Consider the following 26,402-nt stretch of genomic DNA (forward strand, 5'->3'; position numbering starts at 1 on the left):
TCATGGCACGCATCACGCTCGATCACATTCGCCACGCCTATAACGCCAAGGCGCAGGCTGCCGGCGACTATGCCCTGAAAGAAGTGCATCACGAATGGCAGGATGGCGGCGCTTATGCGCTGCTCGGACCTTCCGGTTGCGGCAAGACCACGCTGCTCAACATTATTTCCGGGTTGTTGCGTCCGTCCGAAGGCCGGATCGCTTTCGACGGCACAGATGTTACCGATCTTGCCACCGAAGATCGCAATATCGCTCAGGTGTTCCAGTTTCCGGTCGTCTACGACACGATGACGGTCTACGACAATCTGGCTTTCCCATTGCGCAACCGGAATGTGCCGGAAGCCGAGGTGGACCGGCGGGTGCGGGACATCCTTGAGATGACCGATCTTTCCGGCATGGCCAAACGCCACGCGCGCGGGCTGACGGCGGACCAGAAGCAGAAGATTTCACTGGCGCGTGGGCTCGTGCGTTCCGACGTCAATGCGATCCTGTTCGACGAGCCGCTGACGGTGATCGACCCGCATATGAAATGGGTGCTGCGCTCGCAGCTGAAGCGCCTGCACCGGCAATCCGGTTTCACCATGGTCTATGTTACCCACGACCAGACCGAAGCGTTGACCTTCGCCGACAAGGTGGTGGTCATGTATGACGGGCAGATCGTCCAGATCGGTACGCCCGCCGAGCTTTTCGAGCGGCCGGGGCATACATTCGTCGGTTATTTCATCGGCTCGCCCGGAATGAATGTGTTGCCCGCCAAGATAGACGGCGCAACCGCTATGGTCGGCGGCCTCGGCGTGCCGCTTGCCGGCGTGCCGAAGGTTGATGGCGCACAGCGCATCGAGATCGGCGTCCGCCCGGAGTTTATCCGGCTGGAACGGGGTGGAATGCCCATCACGGTCGATAAGGTCGAGGATATCGGCCGGCAGAAGATCGTGCGCGCCCGGTTCGCCGGCCAGAAGCTGGCGATCGTCGTTGCCGAAGATGAGGAAATTCCGACGGAAGCGGGTGTGCGTTTCGATCCGGCCGCTATCGGCGTCTTCGCCGATTCCTGGCGTGTGAAGATGGGGGCCTGACCATGCAAAAAAGCTGGAACAACAAAGCGTGGTTCATGGTGCTGCCGGTTCTGGTGCTGGTCGCCTTTTCCGCCGTCATTCCGCTAATGACCGTCGTGAATTATTCGGTGCAGGACACCTTCGGAAACAATCAGTTCTTCTGGGCGGGAACGCAATGGTTCCAGGAAATTCTTAGCTCCGATCGCTTCTGGAATGCTCTCGGGCGTAACCTGGTATTTTCCGGAATCATTCTGGCGATTGAAATTCCGCTTGGCATCTTCATAGCGCTCAAAATGCCGAAATCCGGTATCGGCGTGCCGGTCTGCCTCGTAACGATGGCGTTGCCGCTTCTGGTGCCGTGGAATGTCGTCGGCACCATCTGGCAGGTGTTCGGTCGCAGCGATATCGGGCTGCTCGGTTATTATGCCAATCAGCTTGGGCTGGACTATAACTACGTCAACGATCCGGTCGACGCATGGATCACGGTCGTCATCATGGATGTGTGGCACTGGACAAGCCTTGTCGTGCTGTTGTGTTATGCCAGCCTCGTTTCCATTCCGGATGCCTATTACCAGGCAGCGCGGATCGATGGTGCATCGCGTTTTGCGGTCTTTCGGTTCATCCAGCTGCCGAAGATGAAGCGGGTGCTGCTCATCGCCTTCCTGCTGCGCTTCATGGACAGTTTCATGATCTATACCGAGCCCTTCGTCGTCACCGGCGGCGGCCCGGGCAATTCCACCACCTTCCTGTCCATCGATCTCGTGAAGATGGCGCTCGGCCAGTTCGATCTGGGGCCGGCGGCGGCCATGTCGCTGATCTACTTCCTCATCATCCTGCTGCTGTCCTGGGTGTTCTACACCGTCATGACCAGCCACGACGCGGAGACTTGAGACATGAGCGCCTCTGATGTCACGGCAAGCGTGGAACGGATGGGAAATTCGCCTGTAAAAGCTGCTTCGGCGGGATTATCAGGTGTTGCCGCACGCTCGCGCCGCCGCCACGGACCATCACGCTTTTCCTGGCTGGTGCCGACAATCTACATCATCCTTCTGCTGGTGCCGATCTATTGGCTCGTCAATATGAGTTTCAAGACGAATGCGGAAATCGTCTCGTCCATGACGCTTTATCCGCACCAGCCGACGCTGCAGAACTACCGGACGATCTTTACGGATTCCTCCTGGTATTCGGGTTACATCAACTCGATCATCTACGTCGTCATGAACATGGTGATCTCGGTAGCGGCAGCACTTCCGGCGGCCTATGCCTTCTCGCGTTACCGTTTTCTCGGTGACAAGCACCTGTTCTTCTGGCTTTTGACCAACCGCATGGCGCCGCCCGCCGTCTTTGCGTTGCCCTTCTTCCAGCTGTATTCGGCGTTCGGGCTGATCGACACGCATATCGCGGTCGCACTGGCGCATTGCCTGTTCAACGTACCGTTGGCGGTGTGGATCCTCGAAGGCTTCATGTCCGGCGTGCCGAAGGAAATCGACGAAACCGCTTATATTGACGGCTATTCTTTCCCGAAATTCTTCGTGAAGATTTTCATGCCGCTCATCGCCTCCGGCATCGGTGTGGCCTGCTTCTTCAGCTTCATGTTCTCGTGGGTCGAGCTTCTGATCGCCCGCACGCTGACGACGACCGACGCCAAGCCGATCGCCGCGACGATGACGCGAACCGTGTCCGCCGCCGGTATGGACTGGGGCCTGCTTGCCGCCGCCGGCGTGCTGACACTGATACCCGGTGCGCTAGTGATCTGGTTCGTGCGTAATTACATCGCCAAGGGCTTTGCGTTGGGGAGGGTTTGACCATGACGAAGATGCCCGATTTTACCTGGATGGCGTGGACTTGGGCGACGGCCGCATTTTTCTGCGCCATCGCCGTGCTGCTCGTCGGCATGTGGTTCTGGGAATATTTCTCGCCCGGCGGCAATCCCCGCTTCGGTCTCTTGCGCTTTGAGACCACGCGCGGCGACCGGCTGTTCATTTCGCTGCTTGGCAGCGCTTTCATTCATCTCGCATGGCTCGGGCTGGTCGGCCCGAACCTGTGGTGGGCTCTCGCTCTGTCCGTGGTCTACGCCATCGGCGTTTTCCGTTTCGTCTAGAGCAGAAAGAATGGTGCGGCGGAGGAAAACCGCACTGGAGGACTTCATGCAATCGCAACCCCTGGGAGGACTGATATGCGACGGCATCTGATGACGACGACGGCAGCCATGCTGCTGGCAATGACGGGTTCCGCTTTCGCCGGAATGGAGGAGGCAAAACAGTTTCTGGACAAGGAAATCGGCGATATGTCGTCGCTTTCCCGTGCAGATCAGGAGAAGGAACTGCAATGGTTTGTCGATGCGGCGAAACCTTTCGCCGGCATGGACATCAAGGTCGTTTCCGAATCCCTGACCACGCACGAATATGAATCCAAGGTTCTGGCACCGGCCTTTACCGCCATTACCGGCATCAAGGTTACGCACGACATCATTCAGGAAGGTGACGTCGTCGAAAAAATCCAGACCCAGATGCAGACCGGCCAGAACCTTTATGACGGCTGGGTCAATGACAGCGATCTCATCGGCACGCATTGGCGCTACCAGCAGGTGCGCAACCTGACGGATTTCATGGCCAATGAAGGTAAGGATGTCACCAATCCCGGCCTCGACCTCAAGGACTTCATCGGCAGCGCCTTTACGACGGCGCCGGACAAGAAGCTCTACCAGCTTCCGGACCAGCAGTTCGCCAACCTCTACTGGTTCCGTTACGACTGGTTCAACGACGACAAGAACAAAGCCGACTTCAAGGCCAAATACGGCTATGATCTCGGCGTGCCGGTCAACTGGTCGGCCTATGAGGATATTGCCGAATTCTTCACTGGCCGCGATGTCGGCGGCAAGAAGGTCTTCGGCCATATGGACTATGGCAAGAAGGACCCGTCGCTTGGCTGGCGCTTCACCGATGCCTGGCTTTCGATGGCCGGCAACGGCGACAAGGGCCTGCCGAACGGCCTGCCGGTCGATGAATGGGGCATCAAGGTCAACGACAAGTCGCAGCCGGTCGGCTCCTGCGTGGCGCGCGGCGGCGATACCAACGGTCCCGCTTCGGTCTATTCCATCGAGAAATATCTCGAATGGCTGAAGAAATATGCGCCGCCGGAAGCGCAGGGCATGACCTTCTCCGAATCCGGTCCGGTGCCGGCGCAGGGCAATATCGCCCAGCAGATCTTCTGGTACACGGCCTTCACCGCAGATATGGCCAAGCCAGGCCTGCCTGTTGTGAACGAGGACGGTTCGCCGAAATGGCGTGTCGCGCCCTCGCCGCATGGCGTCTACTGGAAAGACGGCATGAAGCTCGGTTATCAGGATGTGGGTTCGTGGACACTGATGAAGTCCACTCCCGACGACCGTGCCAAGGCCGCATGGCTCTATGCGCAGTTCGTGACCTCCAAGACCGTGGATGTGAAGAAGAGCCATGTGGGTCTCACCTTCATTCGTGACAGCACCATCCATCACCAGAGCTTCACGGACCGGGCTTCCAAGCTTGGTGGTCTCATCGAGTTCTACCGCTCGCCGGCCCGCGTGCAATGGTCGCCCACCGGCACCAACGTTCCTGATTATCCGAAGCTGGCACAGCTCTGGTGGCAGGCAATCGGCGATGCATCCTCGGGTGCGAAAACCGCACAGGCCGCCATGGACTCGCTCTGCGCCGAGCAGGAAAAGGTCATGGCTCGCATCGAGCGCGCCGGTGTGCAGGGCGATATCGGCCCGAAACTGGCGGAAGAACATGATATCGACTACTGGAACAAGGACGCCGTTTCGAAGGGCAATCTGGCGCCACAGCTGAAGATTGCTACCGAAAAGGAAAAGCCGGTCACCGTCAATTACGACGAACTGGTCAAAAGCTGGCAGAAGTAATGTCTGCGTGAAATCTTAAATCGGGGCGGCTTTGCCGCCCCGTCATTGCGTTTGAAAGGGAGTGACATAATGGGCGGTTATATTCTGGCTATCGATCAGGGGACGACATCGACACGGTCGATGGTCTTTGATCGCGACATGCGGGTGATCGGTGTCGGACAGCGAGAATTTCCGCAGCATTTCCCGGCTTCCGGCTGGGTCGAGCACGATGCAGAGGATATCTGGAAAAGCGTACTTGAAACAATCCGGCTGGCGCTTGCCGACGCCGGCATCGCCGCTTCCGATATCGAGGCGATCGGCATCACCAACCAACGCGAAACGACCGTGCTATGGGATCGCACCACTGGCGAGGCCGTGCACCGGGCCGTAGTCTGGCAGGATCGCCGTGCTGCGCCCATTTGCGAAGATTTGAAACGCCGGGGGCTGGAGCCGCTATTTTCGAAAAAGACCGGGCTGCTGCTTGACCCCTATTTTTCTGGCACCAAACTGAAATGGCTTCTGGATAGCGTCAGCGGCCTTCGCGAAAAGGCGGAAAAGGGAGACATCTGCTTCGGCACAGTCGATAGTTTCCTGATCTATCGTCTTACCGGCGGTCGTCGCCACGTGACCGACGCCACCAACGCCTCGCGAACGCTGATCTACAATATCGAAGACAATGCCTGGGATGACGAGTTGCTGTCTCTCCTCGACATTCCCCGCGCCATGCTGCCGGAGGTGCTGGATTGCGCCGCAGATTTCGGCGTGACGGACAAGGCGCTTCTGGGCGCGGAAATCCCGATCCTTGGCGTCGCGGGCGATCAGCAGGCGGCGGTGATCGGCAATGCCTGCTTCGAACCCGGCATGATGAAATCGACCTACGGCACCGGTTGTTTCGCGCTTCTCAACACCGGCACGGATCGCGTCGCTTCCACCAACCGGCTGTTGACGACGATTGCTTACCGTCTGGACGGTGTGACGACCTATGCGCTTGAAGGCTCGATCTTCATTGCCGGTGCGGCGGTGCAATGGCTGCGGGATGAACTCGGTTTCATCTCGGTCGCCTCCGAAGTTAGCGCGCTTGCCGAAAAGGCCGATCCCAATCAGCGTGTCTATCTGGTGCCGGCCTTTACCGGGCTTGGTGCGCCCTATTGGGATGCGGAGGCGCGCGGAGCGATCTTCGGCCTGACGCGCGGCACGGGACCTGCGGAATTTGCGCGCGCAGCGCTGGAAAGCGTTGCCTATCAGACTTTCGATCTGCTGGACGCCATGCGCAAGGACTGGGCAGGCGACAATGGCAAGACGGTGCTGAGGGTCGATGGCGGTATGGTTGCCTCCGATTGGACCATGCAGCGGCTGGCCGATGTTCTCGCCGCACCGGTAGACCGGCCGGTCTTTCTGGAGACGACTATCCTGGGTGCCGCCTGGCTTGCGGCTTCCCGTGCCGGTATCTGGCCGGATCGCGAAGCCTTTGCCGCCCACTGGAAACGTGACCAGCGTTTTGCTCCCAATATGGACGAAACGGAACGGAAAAACGCCATTGCCGGCTGGCGGGACAGTGTTGGCCGCTGCCTGTCGCGGCGGGGAAACTAGAGCATTTCCAGCAAAAGTGTGAAGCGGTTTTGCGTCCGGAAATGCGTCAGGAAAGCTATACGAAGCTGCCCGGCGCGATGCTCTTGCTGGAAACCAGATCGGAAAGGGCGCGCACCAGTTTCGTATCCGTGCCCTTGCTTGGCTGAAGCACAAATTCCACGTCTTCGAGTGTTGGCAGTACGTCCGCCTCAATCTCCTTGAGTCCGGCGGGCGCCATGCTGCGTGGCTGCACCAGAATGCCCATGCCCGCTCTTGCTGCGGCAGTCAGTCCGCTGAGGCTGCCGCAGGTGCAGACGATCCGCCAGGCGAGACCGGCACGGTCGAGCGCTTCCTGCGCCGCTTTTCTGGTAATGCTCGGCGGTGGAAAGGCGATCAGCGGCAGGGCGTCGGGCTGGCTCAGCATCCGCTCCGGGTCACGAGCCAACCACACCAGCGGTTCGCGGTAAAGAAAATGCCCGAGCTTGTCGCCAAGACGGCGTTTGGCGAGAACGACATCCAGTTCGCCATTATCCTGCATCTGGTAAAGCACGCCGCTCAGCGAAACCGTCAGTTCCAGATCCACCAAGGGATAAAGGCGGATAAATTCTTCCAGAATGGCCGTCAGCCGGCTGGCGACGAAATCCTCGGAAACACCCAGCCTCAACCGCCCGCGCAAACGGGTTTCGCTGAACAGGGATGAAACCTTGCTGTCAATTTCAAGCATGTTGCGAGCATAACCCAGCAGCGCCTCGCCTTCGCCGGTCAGTTTCACCTGATGGGTGCTGCGTGCGATCAGCCGGCGACCAAGTGCAGCCTCCAGCCGCTGAATATGCTGGCTGACGGTGGACTGGCCGACACCCAGCCGCTCGGCGGCCAGCGTGAAGCTGCCGGTTTGCTGAAGCATGACGAAGCTGGCAAGATGTTGAAGGTTCAGCATTATCTTATATCATGATAACTGTTAGTCTTTGCATTCGAATTCATGATGAGTGATAGTGGTTGACATTTCAAGCAAAACCGATGCCGGAAAGACCTCACATGACCCGCTTCCTGCCTGACCGCTTCACCATGATGCTGGTGGCCACCGTGATTTTGGCTTCCTTTCTGCCAATCAGCGGTCAGCCGGCAGAGTATTTCGGGCTGGCGACGAAGCTGGCGATTGCGCTTTTGTTCTTCCTGCATGGTGCGCGACTTTCGCGGGATGTGGTGATTGCCGGCATCCTGCACTGGCGACTGCATCTGGCGATCCTGCTGGTCACTTTCGGCCTTTTCCCGTTGCTGGGCGTGGCGATCGGCTTCATTCCCGAAAGCATCCTGCCGGCACCGCTTTATATGGGCGTGCTGTTTCTCTGCGTTTTACCATCCACCGTGCAGTCCTCCATCGCCTTTACCTCCATGGCGGGCGGAAACGTGCCGGCGGCGATCTGTTCAGCTTCGGCGTCGAATATCTTCGGCATGTTCCTGACGCCGCTGCTGGTTGGCCTGCTGTTTACGGTCGGCGGCCATGGCAACGGGTTTTCGCTGGACGCGTTCCTGCAAATCTTCCTGCAGCTGTTGTTGCCTTTCATCGTCGGTCAGGTGTTGCAGCCGTGGATCGGCGACTGGATCCGGGCGCGCAAAAAACTGCTGTCTCCCGTCGATCGCGGCTCGATCCTGATGGTTGTTTATCTCGCCTTCTCCGATGCGGTTATCGAGGGCATCTGGCAGACGTTTTCGCTGCGCGATATCGGTGTGGTCATCGGCATCAACATTGTGCTTCTGGCGCTTGTCCTTTGCGTGACGATGTTTGGCAGCCGGGCGCTCGGTTTCGAAAAGGCGGATGAAATCACCATCACCTTCTGCGGGTCCAAGAAGAGCCTTGCCAGCGGCGTGCCCATGGCGGGTGCCATTTTCGCCGGCCAGAGCATTGGCGCCATCGTTTTGCCGATTATGCTTTTCCATCAGATTCAGCTGATGGTCTGTGCGGTTCTGGCCCAGCGTTATGCCCGCAAAGCCCATGAAAAGGCAGCAGTACTGGAAACGGCTGCTGCAGAAGGCGTGGCGGCATCCACCCGCTGACACGAGTTTTTCGCAAACAAAAACGGCCCCTTGAAGGGGCCGTTCTTATTGCATTCCAGGAAAGCTTAGTTAACCTGAGTCGGCGTGATCTGGGCTTCGATCGTCTTCGGCGCATCGGCGCTGTCGGACGAGATCGCAATGCGGCGCGGTTTCATGGCTTCCGGAATATTGCGGACAAGATCGATATGCAGCAGGCCGTTCTTTAAGGAGGCGGTCTGAACTTCGACGTGGTCGGCAAGCTGGAAGCGGCGCTCGAAAGCACGCGTGGCGATGCCGCGATACAGGAACTCGCCTTCGGATGACTTCTCATCCCCGGACTTCTCGGCCTTCACCGTCAGCGTATTGGCGCGTGATTCAATGCTGAGTTCGGTTTCATCGAAACCGGCAACGGCCATGGTGATGCGATAGGTGTTTTCGCCCGTCCGCTCGATATTGTAGGGCGGATAGGACTGGGCCTGTTCAGGCTGGCCGAGGCCGTCAAGCATCGAAAAAAGACGGTCAAAACCGACGGTGGAGCGATAAAGGGGGGAAAAATCGACGTGACGCATGGTGTCCTCCTAAGAAGCGACTGTTTGCGGTTAAATCCGGCGTCCCGTTCTGGCAACGGCCGGGCATAAGGCGCGGTCCCGTTCTGGCGACCGCAGGAATGAGATGGGAATGGCTCGACGCCGCGTCAAGAGGGGTGCCTCAAGGGAAAACGGTGGGGGCAACATGAACCATGGCTGAACATCCGGTTCCGGCATCGTTCAGTTTGAGCGCCATAAAACTGCGGTCATCGGAGACATTCTCCGTGGACAGAAGCAATAACGTCCCTTCTTCTTCTGTCTTACTCGCCGGAACCGCGACTGCTTTAACCGACGGTTCCGGCAATTTTTTCTTTGACCTTCTGTCGCCGCCGACCTATCCGAAAAGAGTTGAAAAGCCGGAAAAGACCGATGATCGAAGCCACATTGCGCGTCAGCGAAGACAACCCGGTTCCCGGCAACCATACCGTCGGATATTTTGCCGGCCATGGCGGCAAACAGCTTCGATATGCGATCTTCCGCGCCAGCCGCCACATTGCGCGCGGAACGGTGGTTCTTCTGCATGGCCGCAACGAATGTATCGAGAAATATTTCGAAACGGTTGCCGATCTGACGGCCATGGGTTTCTGGGTCGCGACCTTCGACACACGCGGCCAGGGCGGTTCCGAACGGCTGCTGAAGAAGCCGGGCGCCGGGCATGTTCGGCGTTTTTCCGACTACCAGCGAGATATCAGCCTGTTTCTCGAGCAGGTGGTGTTGCCGGATACGCGGCTGCCATTCTTTATGATTGCGCATTCCACCGGCGCGCTTGCAGCACTTGCAGCGGCTCCCGGACTGTCCAACCGCATCGACCGTCTGGCTCTTTGTTCGCCATTCATTGAGCTGGACAGTCAGCAATCCTTTCCCGCGCCCGTCATCCGGCTGGTCTCGACCGTTTTAAGCCTCATCGGTCTTGGAAGAGTGCAGCTCGGCAAAGATCAGCGCGAGCGCGATTTCGACGGCAACCCGCTGACGTCGGATGCGCGGCGTTTCACCCGAAATCTTTCGCTGCACAGGCAATTTCCGGAATTGTTCATCGGCGCGCCGACGGCGCGCTGGGTCTATGAAGCGCTGAAGACCATGGCGCGGGTGACCCGTCAGGATCATCTGACGAACATCACCATTCCGACCCTCATTCTGGCGCCGATGCTGGATACGATCACGCCCTACAAAGCGCAGGAAGAGCTGTCGCGCAATTTCCGCGCGGCGCAGCTGCTTCCCATCACCGGCGCGCGCCACGAATTGCTGCATGAGCGCGATGTTTTCCGCAAACAGGCGCTGGCGGCCATCGACGCGTTTTTCGCGCCGGAATGATGTGGCCGCCGAAACGGGACGGTCTATAGTTCCGAAAGAATGGCAAGCGCCTGTTCGTGCACGGCTTTGGAGCCGGCGGCCAGAATACGGCCGCCATTTTCCGGACGTCCGCCATCCCAGGTGGTGATGATACCGCCGGCCTGCTCGATCACCGGAATGAGCGCGCCGACATCATAGGGCTTCAGGCCGGATTCGATCACCAGATCGACGTGACCGGCGGCAAGCAGGCAATAGGCGTAACAATCCACCCCATAACGGAAAAGGCGGACCTGTTCCTCCACCTTTTCGTAGAAGAGCTTTTCCTCTGCGGTGAAGATATGCGGGGTGGTGGTGAACAGCACCGCATCCGACAGCGAAGCGCAGTCACGCGTGCAGATCTTTTTTTCGCCATCCGGGCCGAAATACCAGGCGCTCTCGCCATCGGCGAAATAACGCTCTTTCGTGAAGGGCTGGTCCATGATGCCCATCGTGGCGCGGCCGGCCGACTGGAAACCGATCAGCGTACCCCAGACGGGCACGCCGGAAATAAAGGCGCGGGTGCCGTCGATCGGGTCGATAACCCAGATATGCTCGCGATCAAGGCCGACATTGCCATGTTCTTCACCAAGAATGCCATGCTGCGGGAAACGCGCCTCGATGAGGGCACGAATGGCGGTTTCCGCCGCCTGATCGCCCTCTGTCACAGGATCATAACCGCCATCCTGCTTGTTGGTGACGGCAATGCCCGTGCGGAAGCGGGGAAGCGTTTCAGCGCTGGCTGCATCGGCAAGTTTGAAGAAGAAATCCCGGTCGGGCAGCATGCGAAACCTCATTGCCTGAATGATGGGCCTGAATGATGTGGCCTGAATTGCGTGGCGAAATGCATAGACCGGAATCACATCCGCCGTCCACTCGTATGGACGCGGGAGCCAGTGTTTCCATATTTTCGGCAAACGTCTAAAAAGTAGGCATAAAATAAACTGATTGACAATTGTGCATACACTGCATAGCGTGACCTTGCAGTCTTTGACTGTAAATACCCTCCTTGGGTGTTTCCTCCCTAGACTTGACCGCGCCAAAAGCGCGGTTTTTTTTGCCCGGCGTACGGCCAAGCGGTCTGGGCTGGAGATTTGAAATGTCGGGGATTTGACGCGTTATTCGGCGGCGAGCGAGGTCTCGATCGCGTATTCCGAAACGAAAGCGCCTAGCTGGCGCATAAAGATTTCCAGCGATGCCTGAATGGCCGGAAAATCGGCTTTCTTCGAAAGCGTCTTTTCATCGACGTAAAGCGACCGGTTGACCTCGATCTGCAGCGCGTGGAGGGAGCGAATGGGCCGCCCGTAATGTTCGGTGATGAAGCCGCCGGCATAAGGCTTGTTGCAGACCGCGATGAAGCCCAGCTCCTCAAGGAAATGCAGGGCGGCGCGGGAGACTTCCTGGGAGGCGCTGGTGCCGTAGCGATCGCCGATGATCACATCCGGTCGGAGGTTTGAGCCGGCTACGCGGATATTGCCGGGCATGGAATGGCAATCGATCAGCACCGCCATGCCGAAATTGGCATGGGTGCGGGAAAGGAGCCGGCGCAGGCAGGCGTGGTAGGGTTTGTAGATTGTCTCGATCCGCGAGAGTGCCTCATCGACCGGCAGGCGGTGAGCATAGATATCCATATTTTCGGCAACGATGCGCGGCACCGTGCCCAGGCCGCCAGCGACCCGCATGGAGCCAATATTGGCGTAAGGCGGCAGGGTGCCTTCGAACATGCGCGGATCAAGCTCATAGGGCTCGCGATTGACGTCGAGATAGGCGCGGGGGAAATTCGCTTTCAGAAGCGGCGCGCCGATCTCGGGGGCGGCGGCGAAAAGCTCGTCGACGAAATGATCTTCGGAGCGCCGGATCTCATGCGAATCGAGCCGCGCCGATTCGAGGAAGGAGATGGGATAACAGCGACCGCTATGGGGGGAATTATAGACAAATGGCAGGGTTTGAGCGGCAGGCTCCGTTACCTCAAACAACTCATACTCGCCCGTTACCCAGTCCATTCAGGCCCATTTACCATGTCGCAAACTATCAGGACGTTCATGTTGCCAGTTACCGTGCAGCAAGTCCATACTGTCGCTAAAGCAGCGCTATACCGATTCACGTGTTCACAGGATATTTACCGTGAAAATCCTATAATCGGGCTAGGGTATTTCAAACATTGAGCAGTTACGGTCACTTAACCATGAATCAAAAAATTCTTCTTGCTGAAGACGACAACGATATGCGCCGTTTCCTCGTCAAGGCGCTGGAAAAAGCCGGTTACAAGGTTTCTTCCTTCGACAATGGCGCAAGCGCTTACGACCGGCTTCGTGAGGAGCCCTTTTCACTTCTGCTGACAGATATCGTCATGCCGGAAATGGATGGCATCGAACTCGCGCGGCGCGCGACCGAACTCGACCCCGACCTGAAAGTCATGTTCATCACCGGCTTTGCTGCGGTTGCGCTGAACGCCGATTCGAAGGCCCCGAAGGACGCCAAGGTGCTTTCCAAGCCATTCCATCTGCGTGATCTGGTGGATGAGGTCAATAAACTCCTTGTGGCGTAAGGCCTCTCAAAAAACCTTCATAAAACCGAAAAAAAGCAGTTGACGCATGAACCGGTTTTGTGGTCTATCCGCCGCCAACGGAGGGCGTGTAGCTCAGCGGGAGAGCACTACGTTGACATCGTAGGGGTCACAGGTTCAATCCCTGTCACGCCCACCATCCGAATTCTTAAGTATCAAGGCCTTGCGAAAAATCGCAGGGCCTTTTTGCATTGCGGTCTCAAGGTTCATCGAACCTGTTGATGAGGTTGCTTTTCAGTGCATGTGGTCGTCCCCGCAAATAAGTCCCCACCTGCTGGAGCAAGTGGGGATACGATGACTTTGGAACGGTGCTTGTTAAAAACTCACTGTGTTCTGCAGCGTCCTGTCTTGGTCGTTTCCTTGTCGCCATCGTCGTAGGCAATGCCAATCTTCTCACCTGCAAGCGAGGAGATCTTGCCAGCGTACCACTGTCCAGCACCTTTGTAGTTGCACTCGACCCGCGTGCCGATCATCCAATCGTAAGGGCGCACCTTGTTAACTGCGACCGTTTCGCGATCTCCATCGTCGTAACGAATAGTGACCTGCCCACCGGAAACACTATCGATAACACCCGGGAACCAGTATCCGGCGCCCTTATAGTTACCCAGCACCCAGTCGCCTTTAGTTTGTGCTGAAACAGAAGATGCAAAAGATGATGCAACACCAAGAATAACTGCGGCGATCAAAATTTTGTTCACGGTATTCCCCCCAAGGGCCAAGCCCATAACGCTCCTGTAAAATGACGGAAGCGGCTCAACAGTGGTTAAGCAAATACTTCATAAGCGAATTCACCTGAATATGTCATTAATACTTCCGGTTGATGTTGTGATATCTGTATTCGAGCCTTTTTCTTTTTCGGATCAACGTTCAGGCAAAGTTCTACCCGCTCGCGCAGACCGACAGTTGGTGTCTTGAGGTTGAGAAAAGGGCGGGTGCCAAGCCAAGAGATATAGTTTCGAGTTACCCTGCAATATCTGCAATAAATTTCCCTCATAAAAATAAAATGCGAAATGCATTGACGCGTGTTCGATTTGCCGATATCTCAAATTCATGCAATAAATTACATCGCTTAAAATTTATTGCAGATTAGCTCGTTGTCCTTGGGAGGGGAATATGTTGGCTTTTCTGAAATCGACCGTTGCTGCGGGTGTTTTTGCCGTGGCGATTTCCGCTGGCGCGGCTTCACCGGTCGCCGCTGCGGGCAAATTCGCCTGCGAACCGGGTGAGACCTATGTGATGAACGTCATGGTTTCCAGCCATCCCTATTGGGTGCCGGTCTTCGAAGGTTTCAAGCAGGCCGCAAAGGCGCTCGGCTGTGAAGCGGTTTTCACCGGTACGCCCGAATATGACATCACCAAGCAGATAGCGTCCTTCGAGCAGGAACTGGTGAAGAAGCCGAAAGGCATATTGCTGCATCCGATGCAGGCCGATCCCTTCATCGAACCGATCAACAAGGCGATGGACTCCGGCGTTTCGGTGACGACTTTCGCGGCGGATTCTCCGAAGTCGAAACGGACCGCCTATATCACTTCGGACAATGTTGCCGAGGCGAAATTTGCGGCTGACGAAATCGTCAAGAAGATCGGTGAAAAAGGCGAATATGCCGTTCTGGAAAATCCGGGCCAGAGCAACCACGATCTGCGCGTCACCGCCCTCATCGACTATATGGGGCGCACCTATCCGCAGATGAAGCTCGTCGGCCGCCAGGCAACCAATCAGGATGCGAACGTGGCCTATCAGGCGACCGGCGCACTATTGCAGGCCAACCCCAATCTCGGCGCATTGTGGATTCCCGAGGCCGGATCGGCCGAAGGCGCGACCACCGCTGTTCTCGAGGCGAAGAAGAAGGTCCTGATCCTGCATGCGGATATTACGCCTGCGACGCTGGAGCATATCAAGCAGGGCAATATCTACATGTCCATCAATCCCAATCAGGGTGTTCAGGGCTTCATGGGTTTCATGAACACCTTTCTGGGTGCCCATTCGGACCTGATCGACCCGTTCAACGACTATAAGGTGTCCGGCTTCAATCCGATGCAGGTTCCTTCGATGGACAATGGTTTTGCTGTCATCACCAAGGCGAATGCCGCTTCCTTTGATCTCAACGACTATATGAAGGGGCGCTAACGCGTCGCCCTTGAACCGGCGGGGTTTAAGTCTCGCCGGTTAAACGGGAAGCAGCTTCGGGAGGGCGTTATGGGCGAGGTCATCCTCAGCATGACGAATATTCATAAGGCGTTCGGCCCCGTGCGGGCGTTGCGCAGTGCCGCACTCGAATTGCGGCGTGGTGAAATCCACGCGCTGGCGGGTGAAAATGGCGCCGGCAAGTCGACGCTGATGCATATTATCGACGGCATTCTGCAGCCGGATGGCGGCGAAATCCTGCTGGACGAAAAACCGGTGCGGATATCTTCGCCCAATGCGGCGAACCGGCTCGGCATCGGTTTTGTCCATCAGGAGATTGCCCTTTGCCCGGAAATTTCGGTTGCCGAGAACATGTTCATGTCGGAGACGGGCCAAAGCCGCTCCTTGTTCATGAATTATCGTGATCTCGGCAAGCGGGCCGCAACCATCCTGCGGGAAATCGGGGATATCGACCCCGCCATCCGCGCCGGCGATCTGTCGATTTCGCAACAGCAGATAGTCGAAATCGCCAAGGCGTTGACGCTGGATTGCCGCATCCTGATCCTCGACGAGCCGACGGCGGCGCTGACCGAAACCGAAGCCCAGACGCTTTTCCGGATCATGCACCGGCTGGCGGACCGCGGGATTGCGATCATCTATATCTCGCACCGGATGGCGGAGATTTTCGAGCATTGCGACCGCATTACGGTCATGCGCGACGGTTGCCACATCAAGACGGCGAATATCGCCGAGATTTCCCCTGAGGAGGTCGTCAACAGCATGGTCGGGCGGGTTCTCGACAAGCTCTATCCGCCGAAACTTTCGGAAGATGAAAAGTCGGACGATGTCATTCTTTCTGTTCGGGGATTGAATGAGGGAAAGCGGGTTTTCGACGTCGATTTCGATCTGCGTCGCGGCGAAATCCTCGGTCTTGCCGGTTTGATCGGTGCGGGCCGAAGCGAGATCGTGCGGGCAGTCTGCCGGCTGGAAGGGAAACCCAGAGGCGAAGTTACCCTGCGCGGCCGGCCACTGAGGCTAAAGGATTATCGCGACAGCATCCGCGAGGGGCTGGTCTACCTTTCCGAGGATCGCAAGGGTGACGGGCTGTTCCTCAATATGTCCATCGCCGAAAATGTCTCGGCGCTTGATGTGGGGAGGATATCGAACGGCATGGGCTTCATCGAGCGGCGCAAGGAAATGAAGCGCGCCGATGAGCTGGGCAAGCGGCTGAAATTACGGGCGAACAGCGTCGGCGATGCCGTCTCGACCTTGAGCGGCGGCAATCAGCAGAAGGTGGCGCTGGCAAAGATGTTGTCGGTGGAACCGGAGGTCATCTTTCTGGATGAGCCTACACGGGGGGTGGATGTGGGCGCAAAGGCCGAAATCCACCGCCAGATACGGGAACTGGCGCGTGAAGGCGTCGGAGTGGTGGTCATATCCTCGGAGCTGCCGGAACTCATCGGCGTCAGTGATCGCGTGCTGGTCGTGCGCGAAGGGCGCATTGCCGGTGAGGTCGAGGGAGAGGACATGACGGAGGAGAAGATCATGCAGCTTGCATCGATCAATATAGTGCATAGCCCGGCTGGGGCCTGAGGGAGCGGGAAAATGGCAACATCGGAAACACCTTCAAGCCTTGCCGAGACGGCGGTTCGCCGCACCGCCTGGTGGGAGCCGGCGCTGAAAGCACGGGAAACCGGGCTGATCGTCATCATCCTCGCGCTTTTTGCGGTGATGTCGTTCATATCTCCGTATTTTCTGACCGTGGACAATCTGCGGGCCATGGCCATGGTTTTCGCCATCGAAAGCATTGTCGTGGTTGGCATGACGATCCTATTGATCTCTGGTGGCATTGATCTCTCGGTTGGCTCCGTCACGGCGCTGGCAATGGTCGCGGCCGGCTGGCTGTTTCTTAACGGTGTCGATCCCTGGGTAGCGGCCGGGCTGGCGATCTGCCTCACGACATTGGTCGGCATGGCCATGGGATTTCTGACAACGGTCATCGGCCTGCATCATTTCATCGTGTCGCTCGGCGTCATGGTGATTGCCCGCGGCGTTTGCCTGCTGGCAACGGGCGGTCGGCCGCTCGGGCTTTATTCGCTGCCCCCGGAATTCAAATTCATCGGCCAGGGCGCGCTTGGCGGCATTCCGCTTGTGCTGATCATCTTCGCTGTCGTCGTCGTCTCCTTTGATCTGCTGCTGCGGCGCACCACAGCCTTTCGCAAAGTATTTTACACGGGCAGCAATCCCAAGGCGGCAGCCTATTCCGGCATCCGCGTCGGCCGGGTTGTGTTTGCCACCACCACACTGTGTTCGATGCTGGCCGGTGTTGCGGGCGTGATCTATATGGCCCGCTTCGGATCGGCCCAGCCGAGCTTCGGCGTCGGCATGGAACTCAACGTGATCGCTGCGGCGGTCATTGGCGGCGCCAGCCTTTCGGGCGGCTCGGGCACCATTCTCGGTGCAATCCTCGGGGCGATCCTTCTGTCGGTCGTTTCCAGCTCGCTTGCCTTGCTCAATGTGTCTGTCTACTGGCAGGACATCATCAGGGGCAGCATATTGCTGACGGCGGTTCTGTTCGACCACTATCTGGTCAAGCGTCGCCGCTGAGCGCCTGTGGTAATTGGAGAGATACGATCATGCTGGATGCCAAGGACGACTTCGATCAACAGAGACAGATGTACTCCGTCCTGGTGCTGCATTTCATCGAAGGTGTGAAGCAGTCGGAGATCGCCGAGCGGCTCAATCTTTCCCATACCAAGGTAAACCGCATGATTGCCGCGGGCCGCAAGGCCGGCATGGTGAAGATCACCATCGCCAGCCCCTATCAGCGGCTGGTGGACCTCGAAAACGAGATCACCCGCCGTTTCGGCCTCAGGCAATCAGTGGTAACGCCGACGGTTTCCGATAATCCCGAAACCGGGTTGCAAATGGTGGGGCGGGTGGCCGCCAACCACTTGCTGGAGACGATCCGGGACGGTGACGTGATCGCGATTACCGGCGGTAAGGCGGTGAGTGCGGTGGTCGACAATCTGGAGGCGGAGCGCCGCTTTGATGTGCGGGTTGTGCCGCTGACTGGCGGTGTGCAGGGCAAGCATTATACGGACGTCAACCATCTCGCCACGCAACTGGCGGAAAAGCTCGGCGGCAGCGCCTCGCTTCTGCATGCGCCGTTGTTTGCCGAGGACGAGGAACAGCGCGACTTGTTGATGAATGTCGCGTCGATCCGCGAAGTGTTCGACTTAGCGCGGCAGGCGCAGGTGGCTTTGGTCGGCATCGGCTCGGTGGAGGCGCCGGGTTCCGGTTACTACGATCTTCTGCCGGATGTCGCCCGTGGCGGGCAGGCGCTGGTGGATGCGGGTATTGCCGGTGAATTCCTCGCCCATCTCACCATGGCGGACGGGCAGCTGGCGCGGATCGATCTCAACTCGCGCGTGGTGGCGCTGGACCCCGGGCAGCTTGCCCGGTGCCCGAACATCATCGGTGTGGCAGCCGGGGCCATTAAGGCCGGACCGGTGGCAGCCACGCTTGCCGGTCGATATCTGACCTCGCTCGTCGTGGACGAGGCTATCGCCGGTTATTTACTGGATCAGGAAGAAGGGGAAACTTCGTGACGGACAATGCTATATTGACCCGGACGATTGGTGGTAGCGGCATCAGCGCTTCAGTCGTGGGGCTCGGCACCTGGGCGATCGGCGGCTGGATGTGGGGCGGTACTGATGAGCGGCAATCCATCGCCGCCATTCAGGCGTCCATCGATGCCGGTATTTCCCTGATCGATACCGCACCGGCCTACGGCATGGGACTTGCGGAAACCATCGTCGGCAAGGCGATTGCCGGCAGGCGCGACAAGGTTGTGCTTGTCACAAAATGCGGTCTCGTCTGGCATGTGAATGAGGGCGCGTATTTCTTCCATCAGGACGACAAACCCGTTCACCGTTATCTCGGTGCTGCGTCGATCCGGCATGAGGTTGAAGAGAGCCTGAAGCGGCTCGGCACCGATTATATCGACCACTACGTCACCCATTGGCAGGACGCCACGACCCCGATTGCCGAGACGGTGGAAACGCTTGTGCGGCTGAAGGAGGAGGGGAAGATACGCTCGATCGGGGCAAGCAATGTCTCGCCTGGCGATCTTGAGGCCTATATCGCCACCGGTCAGCTGGATGCCATTCAGGAAGAATATTCCATGGTGAAACGCGATATCGAGACGACGCTCCTGCCGCTTTGCCGAAAGAATGCCGTTTCCGTGCTCAGCTATTCGTCGCTGGCGCTCGGTCTGCTGTCGGGCAAGGTCGGGCCTGAGCGGGTATTTGCAGAGGATGATCAACGCCATGGTAATCCCCGTTTCAGCCAGCTGAACCGTCAGAAGATCGCCCGGTTGATGGGTGTGCTGGAACCGGTGGCGGCCGGGCATGGGGCCTCGGTCGCGCAGGTGGTGATTGCCTGGACGATTGCTCAGCCAGGCATCACATTTTCACTGTGCGGTGCGCGTGATCCGGCCCAGGCGGTTGAAAATGCCGCGGCCGCCCGCCTGCGCCTCACGGACAGTGAAGTGGCCCTCATCAGCGCCGGCGTCGCCGAGCATCTTGTGGGGCTCGATAGCTGAACACGTAATCGGGACGGGTCTTCCGGCGAATAGCACATAATTTTCGCCGCTCGTCTTTCCTGTCGCTTTAAACGGTCAACAACATTGGGACGCTGGTCATCAGCCAGCGAACGGTATTTCTATGCCCAGTTTTCGCGAGGACGCTCTGCGCCGCATTCGGCAAGACGGTGATTTCGATGCCGTCGTCATTGGCGGCGGCATCAACGGCATCGCCGCCTATCGCGATCTCGCATTGCAGGGGTTGCGGGTGCTGCTGGTCGAGCGAAACGATTTTTCCTCCGGCTGCAGCGCCGCACCATCGCGCATGATCCACGGCGGTTTGCGTTATCTTGAAAACGGTGAATTCGGCCTCGTGGCGGAATCGCTGCGGGAGCGCGATGCGCTGCTGACGCTCGCGCCGCATATGGTTCATCCGCTGCCGACGACGATCCCGATTTTCTCGACTTTCAGCGGGCTGTTCAACGCGGCGGCGACCTTTTTCGGCTCCGGCGGCAAACCCGCAAGCCGAGGGGCGCTGGCCATCAAGGCGGGCCTCACGCTTTATGACTTCGTCACCCGTAAAAACCGCATCCTGCCCCGCCATGAGTTTCGCAGTGCCGGCAAGACGCTGCAGCACTGGCCGGGCCTGACACCTGCCATCAGATATTCGGCCACCTATTACGATGCATGGATAAGCCAGCCCGAACGGCTTGCGCTGGAACTCCTGATCGACACTTCGACCGATGCTCCGCAAAGCATTGCGCTCAACTATGTGGAGCTTGTTCGCACTGGAGATGAATATCGTCTCCGGGTGGAGGAAACGGCAGAAATCCTGCCTATCCGGCCCCGGATCATCGTCAATGCCACGGGCGCGTGGATCGACGAGACGATTGGTGCGCTGACGGAAGCTCCGACTGAGGAGAAAGCAAAACCGACCGTTTCCGGCACCAAGGGATCCCATTTGATCCTGGCGAACGCGGCGCTTCTCAAAGCCCTGAACGGGCATATGATTTTTTTCGAGAATGCCGATAACCGCGTCTGTATCCTCTTTCCCTATCTCGGCCGGGTTCTCGCGGGTTCGACCGATATCAAGGTGGATCGTCCCGAGCGGGTGCGATGCGAGCCGGAGGAGCGCGACTATATTCTCGATGCGATCCGAAAGGTTTTTCCGGATATCACCATCGACCATTCCGACATCGTCTTCAGTTTCAGCGGCATACGCCCGCTGCCGCGCAGCGATGCCGCCTTTACCGGAAGAATATCGCGCAGCCATTTCATTCACCGCGTCGCCGGCGATCCGCCGCAGCTTTGCATGATCGGCGGCAAGTGGACGACCTTCAGGGCCTTTGGCGAACAGGTGACCGACGAGGTTCTGGCCTTTCTCGGACGCAAGCGGCTGACTGGCACGATGGGTCGCCCAATCGGCGGCGGCAGGAATTTTCCGACCGGTGCCGGATGTCTGCCAGCCTTGCTATCGGAGGAGTTTTCGATCGGCAGGGACCGGGCTGAACATTTGGCATCTGCCTATGGTTCACGCGCGCTTGAATTGATGGGCTTTTGCCGGGGCCGCCCGGATGACACGCCGCTTTGTGAAAAACTGCCCGTCACGGCTGCGGAGGTGATCTGGCTGATCCGTTCCGAACATGTCCGGCACCTGACCGATCTCATTCTGCGGCGAACCACGCTTGCCATAACCGGCCGCATCGCCGCCGATCTGATCGACGCAATCCTCGGCGTCACGGCACGCGAACTGGGCTGGTCACCCAGCCAGGCGGCAGACGAACGGCAGCGGCTTATCCATGAGCTGGAGACTTTCTACGGGGTCAGTCCGGCAATGCTTCAACACAGATGCAAGGAGAATGCATGATGATGCGGATTTCGAAAAAGGCGCGCATGAACCGGTTGTTCCGCAATGGCGGATGCCTTGATGTGGCCATCGATCACGGGGTTTGCAACGAGCCGAGTTTCCTCATCGGGCTTGAGGATATGCCGCAGACCGTCGAAAAGCTGGTGGAGGCCGGTCCCGACGCCATCCAGATGGTCTACGGGCAGGCGGATCTGTTGCAGCAGAGGCTGGAGCGGGACAAGCCGGCCCTCGTCATGCGCATCGATATGGGCAACCCCTATAATTCCACGCGCCACAGAACCATGTGGTCGCAGCTCCAGAACTATAACGATCCAATCATCGGCGCGCTGGAAATGGACGCCGCCTGCGTCGTCGTGAACCTGTTCATGCTGCCGGATGAGCCGGAACTGTTTCGCCAATGCGTCGAAAATATCAGCCGGGTGCGGGCTGATTGCCACCGCTTCGGCATGCCGCTGATGATCGAGCCGCTGGTGATGCTGCCCAACGACGTGCGCGGCGGTTATCAGGTGGATGGTGACGCCGAAAAGATCGTCACGCTGGTGCGTCTTGCCGCGGAAATGGGTGCCGATATCATCAAGGCCGATCCCACCAGCAACCCACAGGATTTCCACCGGGTGATCGAGGCGGCGCGCTGCCCGGTGCTGGTGCGGGGCGGGGGGCGAGAGGATTTGCGCAACGTGCTGGCAAAATCGGCGGCCTTGATGGCTCAAGGGGCGAACGGACTGGTTTATGGTCGCAACATCTATCAGCATGACAATCCGAAGGCCGTTGTTGCGGCCCTGATGGCCATCATCCATCAGGGTGCGAGCGGTGAGGAAGCATGGGACATCTATAATCGTGGCTGAGAAAAATCACATATTGGGTCTGGATGTCGGCAATACGGTCATCAAGGCCGTGCTGTTCGACACGGCAGGCCGGCAGGTCGCACAACATGCCATCGACGGGCACTCGACATTTCCGCAGCCCGGTTATGTCGAGCGCGATCTTGAAGAATTATGGCGCAATGGCTGCGAGGCGATCTGCCAGCTTCTCGCTAAATCATCGGTCGATCCCAGAAGCATTGTGGCGGTGGGCTGCGCCGGTCACGGCAATGGTCTTTATCTGCTGGACAAAAAGCAACAGCCGCTGCTCGGCATTCAGTCGCTCGACAGTCGTGCAGCCGATATTGCGGCCGAGCTTGACCGAAAAAGCGGAGATTTACTGCAGGCCCGCTGCCTGCAGCGGCCATGGCCCGCGCAAACGCCCAGCTTAATTGCCTGGGTAAAACGGCATGCGCCTGGCATATATGCACAGACCGGCACGGTGCTGTTCTGCAAGGATTTCGTTAATTTCCGTCTGACGGGCTGCCTTGCCAACGACATTTCCGACCTCAGCGGTGCGGGATTGCTTGCCTTCCCCGAAGCCAAGCTCGACCGGGAACTCCTGTCGCTTTATGGGCTTGATGATGCCGTTGCCTTTTTCCCGCGTCTCGTGGAATCGGCTGACATCGTCGGCCGCGTCACCAGTGAAGCTTCAGCAGCGACAGGGCTTTCCGAAGGCACGCCCGTCATTGGCGGGTATTTCGATGTCGTCTCCAGCGCCATGGGGTCGGGTGTCATCAATGCGGGAGAGGCCTCCATCATTGCCGGCACCTGGAGCATCAACCAGGTTTTCGCCGACAAACCGGTCATCAGCCCCGACGTCTTCATGGTGACGACCTTCGGCCGGGACCGTTATGTCAATATCGAATCCAGCGCCACCTCCGCCGCCAATCTCGAATGGTACGTGCATCGCATTCGCGGCGACCATGGCGATCATGCCTTCGATCGGTGCAACGAACTGGTCGGCTCGGTTACGCCGCGCGCTGACGATCCGCTCTTTCACCCCTTCATCTTCGGTTCGCGGCTGGGTGCAGAATTCCGCGGCGGCTTTTACGGCCTGGCCGGGTGGCATGGCGAAGGCCATATGTTGCGTGCCCTGTTCGAAGGCGTCTGTTTCGAACATCGTCGCCATATCGGCGTCCTGCGCGAAGCCGGCCTGCCGGTCGAAAGTGCCGTGATGTCCGGCGGCGGTTCCCGCAGCCAGCATTGGCCGCAGATCATGGCGGATGTGCTGGAAATTCCCCTGCGTGTCGCCGAAGCCCGCGAAACGGGCGCGCTTGGGGCGGCGATCGGCGCGGCGGTCGCTGTCGGTGTCTATCCCGGTTATGAGGAAGCGGTTGCGGCGATGACGCGTGTAGCGAGTGCTTACGAACCGAATGAGGGCAAAGTCCGGCATTACCGGCAGCGTTATGGTCTCTATACGCAATTGACCGACCAGTTGCGGGGCTTCTGGAATGCTCTTCGCCTTCAGGAATAAGGATTCCTAGCTTTCCGATTAAGCGGTGCGCAGTCATGCGCACCGCATCGATCTTCGTTCAAATGTCACGTAATACTCTGTATATATTGAAATATTACAATTTAATAATTCACCGTCGCCCCCACAATCAACTTAAAAGCAATATAGAAAGTAATTTTTAAGCATAGTTTTCTAATATTACCTTCTGATCCGGCGACCGAGAGTTGCCGGTGCGCCAGCTGTGGCCCCGGCCATCGCGGCATGGATTTTTGGGGGGTGGGACATGCTGTTTAAATCAACAACGGGGCGGAATATTTTTGCGGTTGCCGCATGCGGGGTGGTCGCGACGGTCGCGGCATCGGCCGTGCTGTTTTATCGATCCTACGAAGATACGCGGGTCAACAGCCTCGAACGTATGCGGCAGATCGCTCATGCAGAAGCTTTGACGGCAGAGAAGAACATTGGCGGCACGCTTCACATCGTGAACAGCCTTGGGTCGGTTCTGGAAACGATGAAGCAATCCGGGGACGCGGATCGCGGTAAGGCCAATCAGCTTATCCGAAACATGCTGGCAGGCAATCCCGAGGTGCTTGGGCTCTGGACGGGATGGGAGCCCAATGCCTTCGACGGCAAGGATGCGGATTTCGTCAATACGGAGGGGCATGATGCCACGGGTCGTTTTGTTCCCTATTGGGTTCGGGGCGGCGATGGCAAAATTAGCAACACCGCATTGACAGACTATGCCACAGCAGGCCCGGGCGACTACTACCAGCAACCCTTCACGCAGAAGAAAACGGTTGTTATCGAACCTTATCCTTATGCGATTGACGGCAAGGAGGTTCTCCTCACCTCTATCTCCAAGCCGGTCATTGTGGAGGGTAAACTGCTGGGCGTTGCGGGACTCGACCTCTCGCTGCAGGAGACGAGCCAGCAATTGTCGACCGTGCGGCCGATGGGAACAGGCTTCGTGAGCCTTGTCAGTGGTGGCGGCAAGATCATCAGCCATCCGGATGCGGCGATCATGGGAAAAAGCCTTGCGGATGGCGGCGCAGAAACCATGGGGTGGGACACGCTGATCGCAAATCCCGGCGTCGAACAGCAGATGACAGCGCAGGACGGAACGCTCTCCTTCGTTGTCGCATCACCCGTCATGCTGACCGGGGACATGAAATGGTACGCAATCGTCTCGGTGCCGGAAGACACGGTCTTTGCGCAGCTGCACGCGATGATGCGTGATGCTGCCTTGACGATCGTGACGGCAGCGGTGCTTCTGGCGCTGGCGGGCTGGTTTATTGCCCGGCGGTTCATTGGCCGCATCACGAACATTATCGGTGAGACCGCGCAGATCGCACAGGGAAACCTCCAGCTGACGTTGAAGGATATTGCGACCAGGGATGAGATCGGCGATCTGGCCCGCTCGCTGGACGTCCTTCGTGAAAGCAATCGGCAAAAGGCCGCGCTTGAGCAGGAAGCAGAAACCAATCGCACTCTCGGGGAACAGGAGCGCTTAACCCGCGAACGCAACGCCGCCGACGAGGCGGGCAACATCCGGTTTGCCGTCGACAGTCTGGCTTACGCCTTGGCAAAACTTGCCGATGGCGACGTGTCGTGCCGTATCAATGAACCCTTTGTCGAACAGCTCGATGCGGTACGCAACGATTTCAACGGCTCCTCCGGAAAGCTGCAGAATGGGCTGCTGCGCGTGTCGGAAAACGCCTCCGGCATCGATTCCGGCGCTCATGAAATCAAGGCGGCGGCCGATGATCTGGCAAGGCGCACAGAGCAGCAGGCAGCTGCCGTGGAAGAAACGGCCGCAGCCCTCGAAGAGATCACGGTCACGGTGAAAGATGCCGCCAGCCGGGCGCATGAGGCGGGTCGGCTCGTCTCCCGCACGCGCATCGGCGCCGAACGATCGGGCGAGGTTGTACGTCAGGCGGTCATCGCCATGGAGCGGATCGAGAAATCGTCAAACGAGATTTCCAGCATCATTGGCGTCATTGATGAGATCGCTTTCCAGACCAACCTTCTGGCGCTGAATGCCGGCGTTGAGGCGGCGCGTGCGGGTGAGGCGGGCAAGGGTTTTGCCGTGGTGGCGCAGGAAGTGCGTGAACTGGCGCAACGCTCCGCCGGTGCGGCGAAGGAGATCAAGTCGCTGATCACCAAGTCGAACCAGCAGGTGGAGGAGGGCGTGCATCTTGTCGGCGATACCGGCAAGGCACTCGACGTGATTGTCGCCGAGGTGCAGGAGATCAACCAGCACGTGGCTGCGATCGTGGAATCCGCGCAGGAGCAATCGTCCGGCCTTCAGCAGATCAACATCGCCGTCAATCAGATGGATCAGGACACGCAGAAAAATGCTGCGATGGTCGAGGAAATGACTGCCGCAAGCCACACTCTGGCAGGGGAGGTCGATGCGCTGAACCGGCTGCTCGGCCAGTTCGAACTTGGTTCGGGAACGGACGCTTATCGGGGGTCTCTCAAGGCGGCCTGAATGGCTGC

At 58.4% G+C, this 26,402-nt stretch carries 23 protein-coding genes and 1 tRNA gene; 19 read left to right on the forward strand and 5 right to left on the reverse strand.

Features of this window, described 5'->3' with window-relative positions; genetic code table 11:
* Nucleotides 1-2: 2 nt before the first annotated feature.
* From DXT96_RS08365 to glpK, 6 genes are all read left to right on the forward strand, one after another.
* Nucleotides 3-1,073: an ABC transporter ATP-binding protein gene (locus DXT96_RS08365; protein ID WP_153514270.1), complete on the forward strand. Its 1,071-nt coding sequence runs from the start codon at nucleotides 3-5 to the stop codon at nucleotides 1,071-1,073.
* Between the two features lie 2 nt (nucleotides 1,074-1,075).
* Nucleotides 1,076-1,942 (forward strand): carbohydrate ABC transporter permease, encoded by an 867-nt coding sequence (locus DXT96_RS08370; RefSeq protein WP_149899667.1) that lies wholly within the window; start codon nucleotides 1,076-1,078, stop codon nucleotides 1,940-1,942.
* Between the two features lie 3 nt (nucleotides 1,943-1,945).
* Nucleotides 1,946-2,857, forward strand: coding sequence for a carbohydrate ABC transporter permease (locus DXT96_RS08375; RefSeq protein WP_153514271.1), 912 nt, complete (start codon nucleotides 1,946-1,948; stop codon nucleotides 2,855-2,857).
* Nucleotides 2,858-2,859: 2 nt separating this feature from the next.
* Nucleotides 2,860-3,153: a DUF2160 domain-containing protein gene (locus tag DXT96_RS08380; RefSeq protein WP_153514272.1), complete on the forward strand. Its 294-nt coding sequence runs from the start codon at nucleotides 2,860-2,862 to the stop codon at nucleotides 3,151-3,153.
* A 75-nt stretch (nucleotides 3,154-3,228) separates the two neighbouring features.
* On the forward strand, nucleotides 3,229-4,950 hold the full coding sequence (locus DXT96_RS08385; RefSeq protein ID WP_153514273.1) for an ABC transporter substrate-binding protein: 1,722 nt from the start codon (nucleotides 3,229-3,231) through the stop codon (nucleotides 4,948-4,950).
* 69 nt (nucleotides 4,951-5,019) lie between these two features.
* Nucleotides 5,020-6,519, forward strand: coding sequence for a glycerol kinase GlpK (gene glpK, locus DXT96_RS08390; protein ID WP_153514274.1), 1,500 nt, complete (start codon nucleotides 5,020-5,022; stop codon nucleotides 6,517-6,519).
* Nucleotides 6,520-6,574: 55 nt separating this feature from the next.
* On the opposite strand, the gene DXT96_RS08395 is transcribed toward glpK, so the two are convergent.
* On the reverse strand, nucleotides 6,575-7,435 hold the full coding sequence (locus tag DXT96_RS08395) for a LysR family transcriptional regulator (protein ID WP_153514275.1): 861 nt from the start codon (nucleotides 7,433-7,435) through the stop codon (nucleotides 6,575-6,577).
* A gap of 98 nt (nucleotides 7,436-7,533) precedes the next feature.
* Here DXT96_RS08395 and DXT96_RS08400 point away from each other — a divergent pair, with 98 nt between their 5' ends.
* The gene (locus DXT96_RS08400) at nucleotides 7,534-8,553 is read left to right on the forward strand and encodes a bile acid:sodium symporter family protein (protein WP_153514276.1); all 1,020 of its coding nucleotides are present in this window, start codon (nucleotides 7,534-7,536) and stop codon (nucleotides 8,551-8,553) included.
* A 65-nt stretch (nucleotides 8,554-8,618) separates the two neighbouring features.
* On the opposite strand, the gene hspL is transcribed toward DXT96_RS08400, so the two are convergent.
* Nucleotides 8,619-9,101 carry a heat shock protein HspL gene (gene hspL / locus DXT96_RS08405; protein ID WP_153514277.1) on the reverse strand — a complete coding sequence of 161 codons (483 nt, stop codon included), beginning with the start codon at nucleotides 9,099-9,101 and terminating at the stop codon, nucleotides 8,619-8,621.
* A 387-nt stretch (nucleotides 9,102-9,488) separates the two neighbouring features.
* Between hspL and DXT96_RS08410 the strand changes: the two genes are divergently transcribed.
* Entirely contained in the window at nucleotides 9,489-10,430 is a 942-nt protein-coding gene (locus DXT96_RS08410; RefSeq protein WP_149899659.1) for an alpha/beta fold hydrolase, read from the forward strand.
* Nucleotides 10,431-10,453: 23 nt separating this feature from the next.
* Here DXT96_RS08410 and hisN read toward each other — a convergent pair whose 3' ends face one another.
* Both hisN and DXT96_RS08420 read right to left on the reverse strand, forming a co-directional pair.
* Entirely contained in the window at nucleotides 10,454-11,230 is a 777-nt protein-coding gene (gene hisN, locus DXT96_RS08415; protein ID WP_153514278.1) for a histidinol-phosphatase, read from the reverse strand.
* Between the two features lie 333 nt (nucleotides 11,231-11,563).
* A complete protein-coding gene (locus DXT96_RS08420) occupies nucleotides 11,564-12,448 on the reverse strand; it encodes an N-formylglutamate amidohydrolase (protein WP_149899657.1) in 885 nt (294 codons plus the stop codon).
* Nucleotides 12,449-12,630: 182 nt separating this feature from the next.
* Between DXT96_RS08420 and cpdR the strand changes: the two genes are divergently transcribed.
* Together cpdR and DXT96_RS08430 are read left to right on the forward strand one after the other, a co-directional pair.
* Entirely contained in the window at nucleotides 12,631-12,993 is a 363-nt protein-coding gene (gene cpdR / locus DXT96_RS08425) for a cell cycle two-component system response regulator CpdR (protein ID WP_003497910.1), read from the forward strand.
* Between the two features lie 82 nt (nucleotides 12,994-13,075).
* Nucleotides 13,076-13,150 (forward strand) — tRNA-Val (locus DXT96_RS08430).
* 184 nt (nucleotides 13,151-13,334) lie between these two features.
* Here DXT96_RS08430 and DXT96_RS08435 read toward each other — a convergent pair.
* Nucleotides 13,335-13,709, reverse strand: coding sequence for a tudor domain-containing protein (locus DXT96_RS08435; RefSeq protein ID WP_174373974.1), 375 nt, complete (start codon nucleotides 13,707-13,709; stop codon nucleotides 13,335-13,337).
* Nucleotides 13,710-14,124: 415 nt separating this feature from the next.
* Here DXT96_RS08435 and DXT96_RS08440 point away from each other — a divergent pair, with 415 nt between their 5' ends.
* The 9 genes from DXT96_RS08440 to DXT96_RS08480 all read left to right on the forward strand — a co-directional run bounded on the left by DXT96_RS08440 (nucleotide 14,125) and on the right by DXT96_RS08480 (nucleotide 26,394).
* A complete protein-coding gene (locus DXT96_RS08440; RefSeq protein ID WP_153514280.1) occupies nucleotides 14,125-15,138 on the forward strand; it encodes a substrate-binding domain-containing protein in 1,014 nt (337 codons plus the stop codon).
* A 69-nt stretch (nucleotides 15,139-15,207) separates the two neighbouring features.
* Nucleotides 15,208-16,728: a sugar ABC transporter ATP-binding protein gene (locus DXT96_RS08445; RefSeq protein WP_153514281.1), complete on the forward strand. Its 1,521-nt coding sequence runs from the start codon at nucleotides 15,208-15,210 to the stop codon at nucleotides 16,726-16,728.
* 12 nt (nucleotides 16,729-16,740) lie between these two features.
* Complete coding sequence (locus tag DXT96_RS08450; RefSeq protein WP_153514282.1) at nucleotides 16,741-17,742, forward strand: ABC transporter permease; 1,002 nt, start codon at nucleotides 16,741-16,743, stop codon at nucleotides 17,740-17,742.
* Between the two features lie 29 nt (nucleotides 17,743-17,771).
* Entirely contained in the window at nucleotides 17,772-18,746 is a 975-nt protein-coding gene (locus DXT96_RS08455) for a sugar-binding transcriptional regulator (RefSeq protein WP_174373973.1), read from the forward strand.
* Complete coding sequence (locus DXT96_RS08460) at nucleotides 18,743-19,741, forward strand: aldo/keto reductase (RefSeq protein ID WP_174373972.1); 999 nt, start codon at nucleotides 18,743-18,745, stop codon at nucleotides 19,739-19,741. Before DXT96_RS08455 ends, DXT96_RS08460 begins: the two co-directional genes overlap by 4 nt.
* Before the next feature lie 121 nt (nucleotides 19,742-19,862).
* A complete protein-coding gene (locus DXT96_RS08465) occupies nucleotides 19,863-21,587 on the forward strand; it encodes a glycerol-3-phosphate dehydrogenase/oxidase (protein ID WP_153514283.1) in 1,725 nt (574 codons plus the stop codon).
* A gap of 2 nt (nucleotides 21,588-21,589) precedes the next feature.
* A complete protein-coding gene (locus tag DXT96_RS08470) occupies nucleotides 21,590-22,432 on the forward strand; it encodes a class I fructose-bisphosphate aldolase (protein WP_153514783.1) in 843 nt (280 codons plus the stop codon).
* Nucleotides 22,425-23,924, forward strand: coding sequence for an FGGY-family carbohydrate kinase (locus DXT96_RS08475; RefSeq protein WP_371418814.1), 1,500 nt, complete (start codon nucleotides 22,425-22,427; stop codon nucleotides 23,922-23,924). The genes DXT96_RS08470 and DXT96_RS08475 overlap by 8 nt, the downstream gene beginning before the upstream one ends.
* A gap of 262 nt (nucleotides 23,925-24,186) precedes the next feature.
* Complete coding sequence (locus DXT96_RS08480; RefSeq protein ID WP_153514284.1) at nucleotides 24,187-26,394, forward strand: methyl-accepting chemotaxis protein; 2,208 nt, start codon at nucleotides 24,187-24,189, stop codon at nucleotides 26,392-26,394.
* Nucleotides 26,395-26,402 lie beyond the last annotated feature (8 nt).

The sequence above is a fragment of the Agrobacterium sp. ICMP 6402 genome, from assembly GCF_009498615.1.
GTDB classification, from domain to species: Bacteria; Pseudomonadota; Alphaproteobacteria; order Rhizobiales; family Rhizobiaceae; genus Agrobacterium; species Agrobacterium burrii.